This window comes from Micromonospora sp. RTGN7 (assembly GCF_033804645.1).
Taxonomy (GTDB): Bacteria; Actinomycetota; Actinomycetes; order Mycobacteriales; family Micromonosporaceae; genus Micromonospora.
This window is the reverse complement of record NZ_JAPZLF010000026.1, coordinates 15,015-29,519: the sequence shown is the minus strand read 5'-3', so window position 1 is coordinate 29,519 and position 14,505 is coordinate 15,015. Positions and strand designations below refer to the sequence as shown.

Annotated in this window: 12 protein-coding genes; 5 read left to right on the top strand and 7 right to left on the bottom strand. The window is 72.3% G+C overall.

The window, feature by feature from the left end; translation table 11 throughout:
- Positions 1–104: 104 nt before the first annotated feature.
- The gene (gene dop / locus SNR22_RS26510) at positions 105–1,622 is read right to left on the bottom strand and encodes a depupylase/deamidase Dop (RefSeq protein ID WP_413775717.1); all 1,518 of its coding nucleotides are present in this window, start codon (positions 1,620–1,622) and stop codon (positions 105–107) included.
- Between the two features lie 179 nt (positions 1,623–1,801).
- Positions 1,802–3,583: a proteasome ATPase gene (gene arc, locus SNR22_RS26505; protein WP_320069389.1), complete on the bottom strand. Its 1,782-nt coding sequence runs from the start codon at positions 3,581–3,583 to the stop codon at positions 1,802–1,804.
- Between the two features lie 177 nt (positions 3,584–3,760).
- On the opposite strand from arc, the gene SNR22_RS26500 reads away from it, so the two are divergent.
- A complete protein-coding gene (locus tag SNR22_RS26500; protein WP_320069431.1) occupies positions 3,761–4,057 on the top strand; it encodes a ferredoxin in 297 nt (98 codons plus the stop codon).
- Positions 4,058–4,094: 37 nt separating this feature from the next.
- Here the strand turns inward: SNR22_RS26500 and SNR22_RS26495 are convergent, their stop codons facing one another.
- The 3 genes from SNR22_RS26495 to SNR22_RS26485 all read right to left on the bottom strand — a co-directional run bounded on the left by SNR22_RS26495 (position 4,095) and on the right by SNR22_RS26485 (position 6,983).
- Positions 4,095–4,667 carry a hypothetical protein gene (locus tag SNR22_RS26495; RefSeq protein WP_320069388.1) on the bottom strand — a complete coding sequence of 191 codons (573 nt, stop codon included), beginning with the start codon at positions 4,665–4,667 and terminating at the stop codon, positions 4,095–4,097.
- A gap of 160 nt (positions 4,668–4,827) precedes the next feature.
- Positions 4,828–5,823, bottom strand: coding sequence for a tRNA (adenine-N1)-methyltransferase (locus SNR22_RS26490; protein ID WP_320069430.1), 996 nt, complete (start codon positions 5,821–5,823; stop codon positions 4,828–4,830).
- Between the two features lie 68 nt (positions 5,824–5,891).
- Entirely contained in the window at positions 5,892–6,983 is a 1,092-nt protein-coding gene (locus SNR22_RS26485; RefSeq protein WP_320069429.1) for a M50 family metallopeptidase, read from the bottom strand.
- 154 nt (positions 6,984–7,137) lie between these two features.
- Between SNR22_RS26485 and SNR22_RS26480 the strand changes: the two genes are divergently transcribed.
- The 4 genes from SNR22_RS26480 (at position 7,138) to SNR22_RS26465 (ending at position 12,765) form a co-directional block, all read left to right on the top strand.
- Positions 7,138–8,109, top strand: coding sequence for a RecB family exonuclease (locus SNR22_RS26480; RefSeq protein ID WP_320069387.1), 972 nt, complete (start codon positions 7,138–7,140; stop codon positions 8,107–8,109).
- Positions 8,110–8,379: 270 nt separating this feature from the next.
- Complete coding sequence (locus SNR22_RS26475) at positions 8,380–9,066, top strand: response regulator transcription factor (protein WP_320069386.1); 687 nt, start codon at positions 8,380–8,382, stop codon at positions 9,064–9,066.
- A 311-nt stretch (positions 9,067–9,377) separates the two neighbouring features.
- The gene (locus SNR22_RS26470; protein ID WP_320069385.1) at positions 9,378–10,154 is read left to right on the top strand and encodes an ABC transporter ATP-binding protein; all 777 of its coding nucleotides are present in this window, start codon (positions 9,378–9,380) and stop codon (positions 10,152–10,154) included.
- Between the two features lie 52 nt (positions 10,155–10,206).
- The gene (locus tag SNR22_RS26465; protein WP_320069384.1) at positions 10,207–12,765 is read left to right on the top strand and encodes an ABC transporter permease; all 2,559 of its coding nucleotides are present in this window, start codon (positions 10,207–10,209) and stop codon (positions 12,763–12,765) included.
- 64 nt (positions 12,766–12,829) lie between these two features.
- On the opposite strand, the gene SNR22_RS26460 is transcribed toward SNR22_RS26465, so the two are convergent.
- Together SNR22_RS26460 and SNR22_RS26455 are read right to left on the bottom strand one after the other, a co-directional pair.
- Positions 12,830–13,477, bottom strand: coding sequence for an HAD family phosphatase (locus SNR22_RS26460; RefSeq protein ID WP_320069428.1), 648 nt, complete (start codon positions 13,475–13,477; stop codon positions 12,830–12,832).
- A 140-nt stretch (positions 13,478–13,617) separates the two neighbouring features.
- A complete protein-coding gene (locus tag SNR22_RS26455; protein ID WP_320069383.1) occupies positions 13,618–14,436 on the bottom strand; it encodes a neutral zinc metallopeptidase in 819 nt (272 codons plus the stop codon).
- Positions 14,437–14,505 lie beyond the last annotated feature (69 nt).

Below are 14,505 nucleotides of genomic sequence, written 5' to 3'. Positions count from 1 at the left end.
CGCCTCCTCCACGATCGTCTCCGATGAACTTACCTCGCGGAGGCGACGAAAAGGCCCGCCGCGCGCCGGCTTCCGGCGCGCGGCGGGCCCGCATCGACAGGCGGTCAGCCGCCGGTCAGCGTCTCCAGCAGGTCCTTGGCGCTGACGCACCGGTCGAAGAGCGCGCCCACATGCTGACGGGTGCCCCGCTCGGGCTCCATCATCGGCACCCGCACCAGGGACTCCCGGCCCACGTCGAAGATCACCGAGTCCCAGCTCGCGGCGACCACCTCGGAGGCGTACTGAGCCAGGCAGCGGCCCCGGAAGTAGGCCCGGGTGTCCTCCGGCGGCTCGGTCATCGCGGTGCGGGTCTGCTCGTCGGTCAGCAGCGTCTTCATCGCCCCCCGGGAGACCAACCGGTGGTAGAGGCCCTTCTCCGGCCGAACGTCGGAGTACTGCAGGTCGACCAGTTGAAGCTTGTGCGAGCCCCAGCCCAGCTCCTCCCGCTCCCGGTAGCCCTCCAGCAGCCGCAGCTTCGCCACCCAGTCCAGCTCGTCGGCGCAGAGGAACACGTCGCGGCCGAGGCGGTCCAGGACGCTCTCCCAGCGGTCCAGCACGTCGATGGTCTGCGCGTCGGCGTCCGTGCCGTACCGGTCGTCCACGAAGGACCGGACCCGCTCGAAATATGCCCACTGCAGATCCAGGGCGGTCAGCCGGCGCCCGTCGCGCAACCGCATCCGGTGCGTCAGCGACGGGTCGTGGCTGACCGCGCGCAGCTCGCTCACCGGGTCGGCGATGCCCAGATCAGCACCGAGCGCCTTTTCCTCGATCATCGTGAGGATCAGCGCCGTGGTGCCGACCTTGAGGTACGTGGAGATCTCCGAGAGGTTGGCGTCGCCGATGATGACGTGCAGCCGGCGGTACTTGTCGGCGTCGGAGTGCGGCTCGTCGCGGGTGTTGATGATCGGCCGCTTCAAAGTGGTCTCCAGCCCGACCTCGACCTCGAAGAAGTCCGCGCGCTGGGAGATCTGGAAGCCGTTCTGACTGCCGTCCTGGCCGATGCCGACCCGGCCGGCGCCGCAGACGATCTGCCGGGTGACGAAGAACGGCGTCAGGTACGCCACGATGTCGGCGAACGGCGTCTGCCGACGCATCGAGTAGTTCTCGTGCGTACCGTAGCTGGCGCCCTTGTTGTCGGTGTTGTTCTTGTACAGGTGGATGGGCCGGGTGCCCGGGATGGTGGCCGCCCGGCGGGCGGCCTCGGCCATCACCCGCTCACCGGCCTTGTCCCACCGCACCACGTCCAGAGGGTTGGTCACCTCCGGAGTGGAGTACTCCGGGTGGGCGTGGTCGACGTAGAGCCGGGCGCCGTTGGTGAGTATCACGTTGGCCAGGCCCAGGTCCTCGTCGGCGAGGGCCTCGGCCGGGTCGTACGCGGCGCCGGAGTAGGTGAAGCCGCGGGCGTCGCGCAGCGGCGACTCCTCCTCGTAGTCCCAGCGGGCCCGGCCGCCCCGGTTGAGTTCAGGACGCGCCCCGTAGGCGTTGACCACCTGGGACGAGGTGATCATCGGGTTGGCGCCCGGCTGGCCGGGGACGGAGATGCCGTACTCGACCTCGGTGCCCATGATTCGTCTTACGCTCATCGACCTACCCGCTCCGCTCGCCGACCCGGTCCCTGCGTCACACCTCGAGCGTAGTCCGCGCCACGCGTCGCGGGGGTGCGGGCCGTGCCGGGTGTCGTCGTCGGACAGTCCCCGGGTTCCGGGACACGACGGGGCCCGCGACGACTTCCGTCGCGGGCCCCGTCGTGTGCTGATCGGGTTTACAGGTACTGACCGGTGTTGCTGGCGGTCTCAATCGACCGGCCGGCCTCCGTGCCCTTGCCACCGGAGACGAGCGTGCGGATGTAGACGATCCGCTCGCCCTTCTTGCCGGAGATGCGAGCCCAGTCGTCCGGGTTGGTCGTGTTGGGCAGATCCTCGTTCTCGCGGAACTCGTCGACGCAGGCGTCGAGGAGGTGCTGCAGGCGCAGGCCCTTGCGGCCGGAGGTGAGGAATGCCTTGATCGCCATCTTCTTGCCCCGGTCGACGATGTTCTGGATCATCGCGCCCGAGTTGAAGTCCTTGAAGTAGAGGACTTCCTTGTCACCGTTGGCGTAGGTCACCTCGAGGAAGCGGTTCTCCTCGGTCTCGGAGTACATCCGCAGCACGACCGCGTCGATCATGGCGGCGACGGTGGCCTGGGGGTCGCTGCCGTGTTCGGCGAGGTCGTCGGGGTGCAGCGGCAGGCCGGCGAGAATGTATTTCGAGAAGATGTCCTTGGCCGCCTCGGCGTCCGGACGCTCGATCTTGATCTTCACGTCGAGCCGGCCGGGGCGCAGGATGGCCGGGTCGATCATGTCCTCCCGGTTGGAGGCGCCGATGACGATGACGTTCTCCAGCCCCTCCACGCCGTCGATCTCGCTGAGCAACTGGGGGACGATCGTGTTCTCCACGTCGGAGGAGACGCCGGAGCCACGGGTGCGGAAGATCGAGTCCATCTCGTCGAAGAACACGATGACCGGAGTGCCCTCGCCGGCCTTCTCCCGGGCCCGCTGGAAGATCAGCCGGATGTGCCGCTCGGTCTCGCCGACGTACTTGTTGAGCAGCTCCGGGCCCTTGATGTTGAGGAAGAAGCTGGTGTGCCTGTCCTTGCCCAGCCGCTCGGCGATCTTCTTGGCCAGCGAGTTCGCCACGGCCTTGGCGATCAGCGTCTTGCCACAACCGGGTGGCCCGTAGAGCAGGATGCCCTTGGGCGGACGGAGCTGGTGCTCGCGGAACAGGTCCGCGTGCAGGAAGGGCAACTCCACCGCGTCGCGGATCTGCTCGATCTGTGATTGGAGGCCACCGATGTCGGTGTAGTCGACGTCGGGCACCTCCTCCAGAACCAGCTCCTCGACCTCGCTCTTCGGGATCCGCTCGTACGCGTACGCCGAGCGGGGCTCGATCATGAGCGAGTCACCGGCCCGGATCGGCGAGCCGATCAGGGTATCGGCGAGGTGCACGATCCGCTCCTCGTCGGAGTGGGACACCACCAGCGCCCGGTCGCCCGGTGCGCCGTCGGGACCCACGAGGATCTCCTTGAGCATCACCACCTCGCCGACCCGTTCGAAGCCGAACGCGTCGACGATGTTGAGTGCGTCGTTGAGCAGGACCTCCTGGCCACGTCGCAGCTCCGCGACGTCCAGCGAGGGTGAGACGGCGACCCGGAGCTTGCGCCCCCCGGTGAACACGTCCACCGTGCCGTCCTCGTGCGCCGCCAGGAAGACACCGTAGCCACTCGGCGGTTGCGCGAGGCGGTCGATCTCCTCCTTGAGCGTCACGATCTGCGCGCGGGCCTCCTTGAGAGTGCTCACAAGCCGGTCGTTGTTCTCGGTCAGCCGCGCCAACTGTGCCTGGGTGGCCGCCAGCCGCTCTTCGAGCTGCCGGACGTGTCGGGGGCTTTCGGTCAACTTGCGCCGCACCAGGGCGAGTTCCTCCTGAAGGAACGCGACCTGCGTGGAGAGATCGTGGGCCTCCTTCTCCCACCGTGCGGCGCGCGAGTCCGCGTCGTCGCTGCGTGCCACGTCCCACCTCCCCGGGGGGCTTGAACGTTCTGCCCTCACACTAGCCGCTATGAGGCCGATTCGGTCCCACGCAACACCCTCGTCACTGAACCTTGATCGCCAGGGTGGCCGCAGGGGCAGGTCCCGGCGTTCGGGTACCGTCGTGACGTGGGACGGGAGAACATGGGGGGTACGCCGGTGACCGATGTCGCGACCGACGAGTTACAGGTCTGGGTCGACCAGGACCTCTGCACGGGCGACGGCCTCTGCGTGCAGTACGCGCCGGAGGTCTTCGAGTTCGACGTCGACGGCCTGGCATACGTCAAGGGCGCCGACGGCGAGCTCCGGCTGGCCCCGGGCAGCCGGGCGGACGTGCCCGGGCACCTGCGCCTGGAAGTGATCGACTCGGCGAAGGAGTGCCCGGGCGAGTGCATCCACGTGGTGCGCGGCAGCGACGGCGCCGAGGTCGCCGGCCCGGACGCCGAGGACGACTGACCGCCCGCGCCCCCACCGCCCGGCGGGTCGCCGACGGTCAGAGCATCGGCCGGCCGACCACCGAGGCGACCAGCCGGGCGAATTCCTCCAGCCGGGCGATCTGACCGGCCCCGCCGTCGTCGAGGGTCTTGCCGAAGCGCAGCGCGTCGTGCCGGGGCGTCCCGCCGATCTCGTCGCTGGGCGGGGCCTCGTCCAGCGAGGTGAGCAGCAGGTAGACGTCGATGCTGTCGACCCGGATCCCGCCGTCGTCGGCCCGGGTGAGCCGCCGCCGGCAGCCCACCTCGGTGACGGTGGAGACCGGCACGACCCGCAGTGACGACGTCATCGACCCGGGTGGCCCCTCCCCCGGCGGCACGTCCTCGCCGTGCCAGAGCACCAGGCGGCTGCCGTCGCAGACCACCACCTCCTGCCACACCCCGTTGACCTCGTTGACGAAGCGTTCCAGCGTGAAGCCGAGCACGGACGCGCCGCCCAGCACCCCGCCGAGGGCCTCCAGGGCTACGTCGGGGTCCCGCAGGTAGGCCCGCGCCGCCGATTCCAGGTCGGTGTAGGGCGACCAGTCCGGGAAGACCGCCGGCACGTCCTGACCGCCGAAGCCGGGCTGACTCACGACGCCTCCCCCCGCTCGCGGCCGTCACCGGGCCGGCCGTCACCGGGCCGGGCCGTCCGCTCGCCCATGCCGCCTCCCGTCGACCGACCCGGGCCGGTGGGTCGCACCGAGCCGGACCCGGTCACCCGCCCGCTCCCGCCCGAGGGGTCCCGCTGGCTGGTCACGACGCGTCCCGCTCCTCCGGTGCCTCGGGCAGCGCCTCGGCGGCCGGGGCCACGGCGGCCTGCCGGGCGGCCTCGACCTCACGCAGCGCCTGCCGCCGCTCGGCGTACGCCTCGGCGCCCTTGCTGGGCTTGCGCCGCCGCGGCGGGGCGGTGACGCCGGGGGCGAGCTTGCGGGCGGAGACCAGGAACGCGGTGTGCGCGATCATCCGGTGGTCGGGGCGCACAGCCAGGCCCTCGGCATGCCAGTCGCGCACCAGCGACTCCCAGGCCCGCGGCTCGGTCCAGCCGCCACGCTCGCGCAGTGCCTCCACCAGCTCGGAGAGCTGGGGGGTGGTGGCCACGTACCCGATGAAGACCCCGCCGGGCAGCAGCGCCCGCTCGACCATGTCGAGGGTCTCCCAGGGGGTCAGCATGTCCAGGATGATTCGGTCGAAGCCGGTCTCGGCACACCCGGCCACGTCGCCGACGTGCAGGTGCCACGCCGGGTGCGGGCCGTCGAAGAACGCCTCGACGTTGCGCCGGGCGATCTGGGCGAAGTCGTCGCGCACCTCGTAGGAGTGCAGCTCACCGGTCGTGCCGACGGCGCGCAGCAGCGAGCAGCTCAGCGCGCCGGAGCCGGCGCCGGCCTCGAGCACCTTCGCCCCGGGGAAGACGTCGCCCATGGCGACGATCTGCGCCGAGTCCTTCGGGTAGATCACCTGGGCGCCGCGCGGCATGGAGAGCACGTAGTCCGACAGCAGCGGGCGCAGCGCGAGGAATGCGGTCCCGCCGCCGGAGGTGGTCACGACGCTGCCGTCGGGCAGCCCGATCAGCGTGTCGTGCTCCAGGATGCCCCGGTGGGTGTGGAAGGCCTTGCCGTGTTGCAGGGTGACCGTGTGCATCCGCCCCTTCGGGTCGGTCAGCTGCACCCGGTCGCCGAGGCGGAACGGCCCCCTGTGGTGGCCCCGGCTCGGCGTGTCTGAGGCCGCGTCGGGGCCTGGGGCCGCCGGCACGGGCGGTGCCGGGGTGTCGGCGGGCACCGGTGTGCCGGGGTCGGCCGGGAGGGCGGAGGGGTGTGCGGTCACGTGTTCATCTTCCGTTTGGGTTCCAGGAGCTGCGCCAGATCCGCGATGTGCAGAACGCCGACGACATCTTCGCCTGCCGTCACGACGTACTGCGCGCCCGGGTGGGTCTGCACGACCTCCATCACCCGTTCGCCGTCGAGGCCGACCGGCAGGGTGGGCAGGGTGGCCAGGGACCGCGACACCGCGTCGACGGCGATCCAGGGCCGCCGCGCCGCCGGTACGGCGTCGGCGGCCACCGGGTCGACCAGGGCGATCGGCCGGCCTGCGCCGTCGGTGACGGCGATGGCCGCGTCGGGCCGGGCACCCTCGGCCCGACGGCGCTGCGCCTCGGCCAGCGGAGTGCCGGTGGGCACCGGCAGCACCGGACGGGCCAGCCGGCGCAGGTCGATCAGCGCGAACCGGCGGCTGATCCGGGCGAGGCGCACGGACTGCCCGGCGCCGCGCCACAGGGTGAACGCGACCAGCAGCATCAGCGGCAGCGCCAGGGGCGCCAGCAGCCGGTTGACCGCCAGGACGGCGACCAGCGCGGCGGTGCCGCCGGCAACGACCCGGCCGACCCAGCCGGCGACCTCGGTGCCGGTGTGCCGGTCCCGGGTGAGCGCCCACACGGCGGCGCGCAGCGCCCGGCCGCCGTCCAGCGGCAGGCCGGGCAGGAGGTTGAACACCGCGACGATGACGTTGCTCACCGCGAGCTGGAAGGCGAGCTGGTTGGCCAGGGTGCCGTCGGGCAGGGCCCAGGTGGCGGCGACGGCCACGACGCCGAGCACCGCCGAGACCGCCGGGCCGGCCAGCGACACCAGCAGGTCGATCCGGGGGCTGGGGGCGTCGCGGTCCATCTCGGTGTACCCGCCGAGCAGCTCCAGGGTGATTCCCCGCACACCGATGCCGTATCGGCGGGCGGTGAGGGCATGGCCGAGCTCGTGCAGCAGCACCGAGCCGAGCAGCGACACGACGAAAGCGAAGCCGATCAGGTAGCCCGCGGCCTGGGAAAGGTCGAGCTGGCGGCGGGCGAACTCGGCGTACATCACGGTGACGAGGAGGGTGAGCAGCAGCATCGACCCGTCGAGGTGCAGCGGCACCCCGAACACCCGGCCGACGGTGAGCACGGCGCGTCTCTGTGGCCGCCGCGGCGGCCGGGCTTTCTGCTGCTCCATCGCCCCGATGCTACGGACCCCCCGCCGACGCCGACCCCGCGGAGCGGCGTCGGCGGGCTTGTCGGACCGGTGGCCTAACCTTCCGGGCATGACGGCGGAACCGGTGATTGACCAGCAGCAGGCACTGGCCACGACAGCGGCACCGGCCACGGCGGGGGCACCGGCCACGGCGGGGGCACCGGCCACGACAGGGGCACCAGCCACGGTCCGGGCGTCGTTGTCGCCGTCGCGGGCGGCGGACTTCAAGACCTGCCCGCTGCTCTACCGGTTGCGCAGCATCGATCGGCTGCCCGAGCGGCCCAGCATGGAGCAGGCCCGTGGCACGCTGGTGCACGCGGTGCTGGAGCGGTTGTTCGACCTGCCGGCGGCGGGGCGCACCCCGGAGGCGGCCGGCGACCTGGTGGGACCGCAGTGGGACCGGCTGGTCACCGAGCAGCCGGAGCTGGCCGCCCTGTTCGACGCGGAGGACCCGGCCGGCACGGGTGAATTCCTGCGCTCGGCGGCCGGGCTGCTCGAGGGCTACTTCGCGGTGGAGGACCCGCGGCGGCTGGAGCCGGCCGAGCGGGAGGCGCTGATCTCCGCAGTGGTCGACGGCGAGCTGCTGATCCGGGGATATCTCGACCGCCTGGACGTGGCACCGGACGGGGCGCTGCGGGTGGTCGACTACAAGACCGGCGGGGCACCCCGGGAGGCGTTCGAGGCCCGGGCGCTGTTCCAACTGAAGTTCTACGCGCTGGTGCTGTGGCGCACCCGGGGCGTGGTGCCCCGGGTGCTGCGGCTGCTCTACCTCAAGGACGCGCAGGTCTGCGACTACACCCCCGACGCCGAGGAGCTGGTGCGCTTCGAACGGACCGTGGTGGCGCTGTGGCAGGCGATCGAGGCGGCCACCGCCCGGCAGGACTTCCGGCCCCGCCCCAGCCGGCTGTGCGACTGGTGCAACCATCAGGCGCTGTGCCCGAGCTTCGGCGGCACCCCGCCGCCGTTCCCGACTGTGGCCCCCACGGGGGACCCGCTGGTCGACGCCCGGTCCCGGCCGGCCCAGCCCGGGGCAGACGAGTAACCCTCCTTGCCGCGGGTCCGGCCCAGCCCCGGACCGACGAGTAACCCTCCTTGCCGCGGGTCCGGCCCAGCCCGGGGCGGATCGGGCACGGCCTGGTCGGCGTGCGGAACGGGTCGCCCGCTACGGTGGGACGCTGCGGGTGGGGGGCCCGCCTTGGGCGACGGCTGCCGGTACACGTCCGGCGAGGCAGCTCGGGGTGGCGTCGGCGCATGACCGGGCCGCGCCACGACCAGTCGGCCCGGCGCGGGTCCGGCGCGACGGGGGACGGCGATGAGCAACGACGTGACGACGGCACGGCCGGTGCGGATCCTGCTCGCCGAGGACCAGCCGCTGCTGCGCAGCGGCTTCCGGATGGTGCTCAGCTCGGAGAGCGACCTGGACATCGTCGCCGAGGCCGGTGACGGCCTGGAGGCGGTGGAGCTGTCCCGCCGGCTGCTGCCTGATGTGGTGCTGATGGACATCCGGATGCCCCGGATGGACGGGATGGCGGCGACCCGGGCCATCGTCGCCGCCCGGCTGCCGGTGCGGGTGCTGATCCTGACCACGTTCGACCTCGACGAGTACGTGGTGGGGGCGCTGCGTGCCGGGGCCCGCGGGTTCCTGACCAAGGACGTGCCGGCGGAGGACCTGCTCAGCGCCATCCGCACGGTCGCCGCCGGAGGCGCGGTGGTGGCCCCGAGGATCCTCAATCGGCTACTGGACCGCTTCGCCGCCGCGCTGCCCGACCCGGCGGCCACCCCGCCGAAGGCCCTCGGCACGCTCACCGAACGCGAGCGGGAGGTCCTGGTGCACGTCGCCCGGGGGCTGTCCAACGGGGAGATCGCCCGGGCGCTGTCGGTCAGCGAAACCACCATCAAGACCCACGTCGGGCACGTGCTGACCAAGCTGGGGCTGCGCGACCGGGTACAGGCCGTGGTGCTGGCGTACGAGTCGGGTCTGGTCCGCCCCCGGCCGTAGCCGCGTCGGTCCCGGGTCTGCCGGTCCGCGTACCCGAAGGGCCGTCGACGCCGGCGGCGACGTCACCGCGACCGGAGAGGGGCGGGTGGGGTGTGGCCCTGACGTGCTCTCGGGTCCTGCCGTCCCGGTCGCCCGTCGTAGCCGGCTCAGGGTCGACCCTGAGCCGGCCTCCGGGCCGACCCGCAGCGAAAAATCCGCCGTCGGCTCCGCCCGGAGTCGGACGGATCGGCGATGCCCGCCCGCGAGGATGGGAGTGCCGCGCCGACCAGTGGGGGCGGCGCGGAAGCAGCCAGACGGAAGAGGTGGATGACGTGACCGCGACGACAGGCCGGCAGGCACAGGCCGCGGCCCGAGCAAAAGACGTGTGGAAGGTCTACGGCAGCGGTGAGGCGCAGGTCGTCGCGCTGCGGGAGGTGAGCGCGGAGTTCGAGCGGGGGCAGTTCACCGCGATCATGGGCCCGTCCGGGTCGGGCAAGTCGACGCTGATGCACTGCCTCGCCGGGCTCGACTCGGTCACCCGGGGCACGGTGGCTATCGGCGACACCACCGTGACCGGGCTGGGCGACGCCGGTCTGACGAGGCTGCGCCGAGACAAGGTGGGCTTCATCTTCCAGCAGTTCAATCTGCTGCCCACCCTGACGGCGAAGGAGAACATCCTGCTGCCGCTGTCAATCGCCGGCCGCAGGCCGGACCCGGCCTGGTACGACACGGTCATCGACACCGTCGGGCTGCGCGACCGGCTCGACCACCGGCCGGCGCAGCTCTCCGGCGGCCAGCAGCAGCGGGTGGCGTGCGCCCGGGCGCTGGTCGCCCGCCCCGAGGTGATCTTCGCCGACGAGCCGACCGGCAACCTGGACTCCCGCTCCGGCGCGGACGTGCTGAAATTCCTGCGGAACTCGGTGCGCGAGCACGGCCAGACCATCGTCATGGTGACCCACGACCCGACCGCCGCCGCGTACGCCGACCGGGTGGTCTTCCTCGTCGACGGGCAGATCGTCACGGAGCTGATCGAGCCGACCGCGGACACGGTGCTGGACACGATGAAGAAGCTCGACGCCCCGGCCGCCACCGAGGTGGGGCAACCGTGAGCGCGAGGAACGAGCGCAGCGAGTCCCGCAGTCGCGAACAAAGGAAATGCTGATGTTCCGGGCCACCCTCAAGAGCCTGCTGGCGCGCAAGGTGCGCCTGATCCTCTCCGGCCTGGCCGTGGTGCTCGGCGTCATGTTCGTCTCCGGCGCGTTCGTGCTCACCGACACCCTCGGCCGGTCCTTCGACGCGGTCTTCGCCGACGCGTACGACGGCGTCGACGTCAACGTCGCCGCCAGGCCGAAGATCGCGGTGGGCGAGGTCGAGGGTGGGCAGGTCTCCCCCGCGTTCCCGGCCGACGTGGTGCGGCGGGTCGAGTCGGTACCCGGCGTGGCCGGGGCCACCGGTGAGGTCACCGCCGACGGGGCGCGGCTGATCGGCAGCAACGGCAAGGCGGTCACCTCGTTCGGCCCACCCCAGCTCGGTCGGAACTGGACCGGCGAGAGCGACCTGGTCGAGCTGCGGGCGGGACGCGCGCCGCAGGCCGATGACGAGATCGTGGTCAACGTGGCCCTGGCGACGGCCGCGAAGGTCACCGTCGGTGACCGGGTCGGGGCGCTGACCGCGTTCGAGTCCGACCGCCGCGATTTCACCCTGGTCGGCGTCATCGGCTACAGCGGCGGCCGGGACTCCATCGGCGGGATGAGCGAGATCTCATTCACCACCCCGGCCGCACAGCGGCTGATGCTCGGCAAGCCCGGCGCGTTCAACAGCGTGACCGTGCGGGCCGCCGAGGGGGTGACGCCGGAGGCGCTGCGCGACGAGGTGGCTCGCGCGCTGGGCCCGGCGTACGAGGTAAAGACCGGCGAGCAACTCTCCGCCGACGCGTCAGCCAGCCTCAAGGAAGGGCTGTCGTTCTTCAACAAGGTCCTGCTCGGCTTCGCCGCGGTGGCGCTGCTGGTGGGCACGTTCCTGATCCTCAACACGTTCTCGATCATCGTGGCGCAGCGGACCCGGGAGCTGGCCCTGATGCGGGCCATCGGGGCCAGCCGGCGGCAGATCATCGGCTCGGTGGTGCTGGAGGCCCTGGCGATCGGCCTGGTTGCCTCGATCGTCGGCCTCGGCGCGGGCATCGGGGTGGGCGCGCTGCTGGCCTGGGCGTTCGGCAGATTCGCCGGGGGGCTGACCCTGGCCGGGCTCGGCGTACCGCCGGTGGCCGTGATCAGCGCCTTCGCCGTCGGCATGCTGATCACGGTGGTCGCGGCGTTGCTGCCGGCGTTGCGGGCGTCCCGCATCCCGCCGATCGCGGCGATGCAGGACGTGGCCACCCCGGACCGGCCGCTGACCAGGGTCACCGTCTCCGGCGCGGTGGTCACCGCCGTCGGTGGCGTGCTGCTGGCCCTCGGGCTGACCGACAACGCCGGCGGGGCCACGCTGATGGTGATCCTGGTCGGGGTGCTGTTCGCGTTCATCGGGGTGGCGCTGCTGACCCCGCTGATCAGCCGCCCGGTGGTGTCCGTGCTCGGCGCGCTGTTCGCCTGGTCGGTGCCGGGCAAGCTGGGTCGGCTCAACTCCGGGCGCAACCCGCGCCGCACAGCCATCACCGCCGCCGCCCTGATGGTCGGCATCGCCCTGGTCACCGGGGTGACGGTGATCCTCGACTCGGCCAAGTCCAGCATCGCCGCCGCGGCGGAGAGCACCGTCGACGCGCAGTTGGTGATCGCCGGAGCGCAGACCGGGCCACGGCCGCCGACGTTCGACCCGACGGTGGTCGACCGGGCCGCCGCGCTGCCGGGGGTGAGCGCGGTGGTGGGCGTCTACAACGACAACGCGGTCGTCGACGGCGACCGCACGTACGTGGTCGCCGTGACGGACCTGGCGGCGATGGGCACGATCTACCACACCACCGCGCAGTCGGGCACCCTCGCCACCCTGCGGCCGGACCAGGTGGCGCTGAGCGTCTCCGGCGCGAAGGAGTTGGGCAAGTCGGTGGGTGACCGGCTGACCGCCCAGTTCGCCCGGGGCGAGGGACCGCACACGTACACGGTGACGGCGGTGCTGCCGGACGACCGCGTCGCCGGGTCGGTCATCCTGCCGAAGGAGGCGGGGGCCGAGTTCACCAGACCGCAGCCGTTCACGGCGCTGGTGCAGCTCACCCCGGGCACAGCGGTGTCGCAGGTGCAGCCGCAACTGGAGGCGCTGGTCGCGGGGAACCCGGAGGTGTCGGTGGCCGACCGGGCCAGCTTCATCGAGCAACAGACCAGCGGCTTCGACACCCTGCTCACGATGATCCAGATCCTGCTGGCGCTGGCCATCGTGATCGCCGTGCTGGGGATCGTCAACACCCTGGCCCTGTCGGTGCTGGAACGCACCCGGGAGCTGGGCCTGCTGCGGGCGATCGGGCTACGCCGGGCGCAGACCATGCGGATGATCATCGTGGAGGCGGTGGTGATCTCGGTGTTCGGCGCGCTGCTCGGCGTCGCGGTCGGCACCGGCCTCGGCGCCGCGGTGGTCCGGGCGCTGGCCGACGAGGGAATCACCGACCTGGTACTGCCCTGGTCGCAGATGGGCCTCTTCCTCGGCCTGGCCGCGCTGATCGGGGTCGTCGCGGCGGTGCTGCCGGCGATCCGCGCTGCCCGGATCAACGTCCTGGGTGCGATCGCCCACGACTGAGTCGGCCACCGGAGGGCTGCCGCTGGACCCTGCGCACCCTGCCTGACCACCGGCCGGCCGGTGGTCAGGCAGGCGGCTCGCCGAGCAGGGCCGCGAGCAGCTCCAGGTCCGCCCCGGTCAGGCTCTCCAACTGGTGGACGCCGTCGGCCGGCGTGATCGGCACCTCCGCCGGCACCGCCAGCACGGCCGCGCCGGCGGCGAGGGCGCTGGCCACCCCCGTCGGGGAGTCCTCGATGGCCACGCAGCGGGTGATCGGCACACCGAGCAGCCGGGCGGCGCTCAGGTACGGCTCCGGGTGCGGCTTGACCGCCTCCACCTCGTCGCCGCAGACCACCACGTCGAAGCTGTCCCGCCCCAGAGTGTCCAGCGCCACCTCGACCAGCGGCCGGATGCTGGAGGTGACCAGGGCGGTCGGGATGCCCGCCGCACGGACCGCCCGCAGCAACGCCGACGCGCCCGGCCGCAGGCACAGCCCGGTGCGGAACAACTCCAGGATCCGGGCATCGACCCACGCCGTGCTGACCAGCGGATCGCGGTGCGGCTGGCCGAGGTCGTCGTGCAGGATCCGCATCGAGTCAGCCATGCAGGCACCGATCATCGCGCGGCGGGCGGCGGCGGAGAGGACGCCGCCGTACTCCGCCGCCAACTCGTGCAGGGCGACGTCCCACAGCTTCTCACTGTCGACCAGGGTGCCGTCCATGTCGAAGAGCACGGCGGCGAGACGGTGGCTGCTCAGCGGATCCTCCAGGGTCACAGGGTCGTAGCGATCCTCTCAGCCGGCCCGCGCCCGGCGGATCCCGGACCCGGCCGGGGTGACCTCGGCGACCCTGCCCACCGGCCGGCGCGACGGCGTCAGCCCAGGTTGCAGGCGGACAGGCCGGACTCGTAGCCACGGAAGAAGGAATCGGTGCGCTGCTCGGCGGTACCGTGCGCCCCCTCGGCGAACCACGGCTGGTCGGGGTCGTCGCCGACGGCGAGCAGCCCCTCCCGGAACTCGTCCAGGTCCCCGTCGGCCAGCGCCAACTGCTGGGTCTGGATCGAACCACCGATGTATGCCCCGGCCATGCAGTCGGCCTGCAGCTCCTGCTGGATGGTGAAGGTGTATCGGATGCCCAGGCGCACCTGCACGCCGTGGGCGTACTCGTGGCCGAGCAGGTAGTACAGGAACGCGTCACCGACCTGCCGGAACGCCGCCACCGACCAGTTGACGTCGTAGGCGATGAAGTCGTCCGCCGAGCAGTACACGGCGTTGTTGCGCGGCAGCGCCTGCCCACCGCAGGAGACCTCACCCTCCCGTTGGTACGCCACGACCCGCCGGATCGGCTGGAACTGCCGGCCGGAGGCACGGAACTGCGCGGTCCAGTACACCTCGGCCTTCTCCACCGCGACGGCGAAGTCCTCCTTGAACTCGGCGACGCTGGTGGTGCCGTCGGCGCGGGTGCCCTCCGCGCCCGGGGAGGCGGACGGCTGCGGCTGTCCGGGGCGGGGCTGCTGCGGCTCACCCTCGCTCACCCCGCCGGCCACGCAGCCGCCGGCCAGCACCAGCGCGGCCAGCAGACCGGCCAACGGGCCTCGCGGCCGACGTCCCGAGCGTGCGGTCACAGTGCCCTCCCCGGCTCGTCTCGCCGGATGCACTACCCCGGCTCCCCGTCGATCATGCCAGGCCGGCATACCGGAGCCGGTCGATCCCCGCCCCGCCGGGCCGCGGGGCGGGGCCGGGGTCCAACGGGTCCGCCGCTG

Coding starts and splice junctions, on each gene's coding strand:
- dop (WP_413775717.1), bottom strand. CDS start 1,622: ATGAGCGTAAGACGAATCATGGGCACCGAGGTCGAGTACGGCATCTCC.
- SNR22_RS26480 (WP_320069387.1), top strand. CDS start 7,138: ATGACGGCGGAACCGGTGATTGACCAGCAGCAGGCACTGGCCACGACA.
- SNR22_RS26475 (WP_320069386.1), top strand. CDS start 8,380: ATGAGCAACGACGTGACGACGGCACGGCCGGTGCGGATCCTGCTCGCC.
- SNR22_RS26465 (WP_320069384.1), top strand. CDS start 10,207: ATGTTCCGGGCCACCCTCAAGAGCCTGCTGGCGCGCAAGGTGCGCCTG.
- SNR22_RS26455 (WP_320069383.1), bottom strand. CDS start 14,436: ATGCCGGCCTGGCATGATCGACGGGGAGCCGGGGTAGTGCATCCGGCG.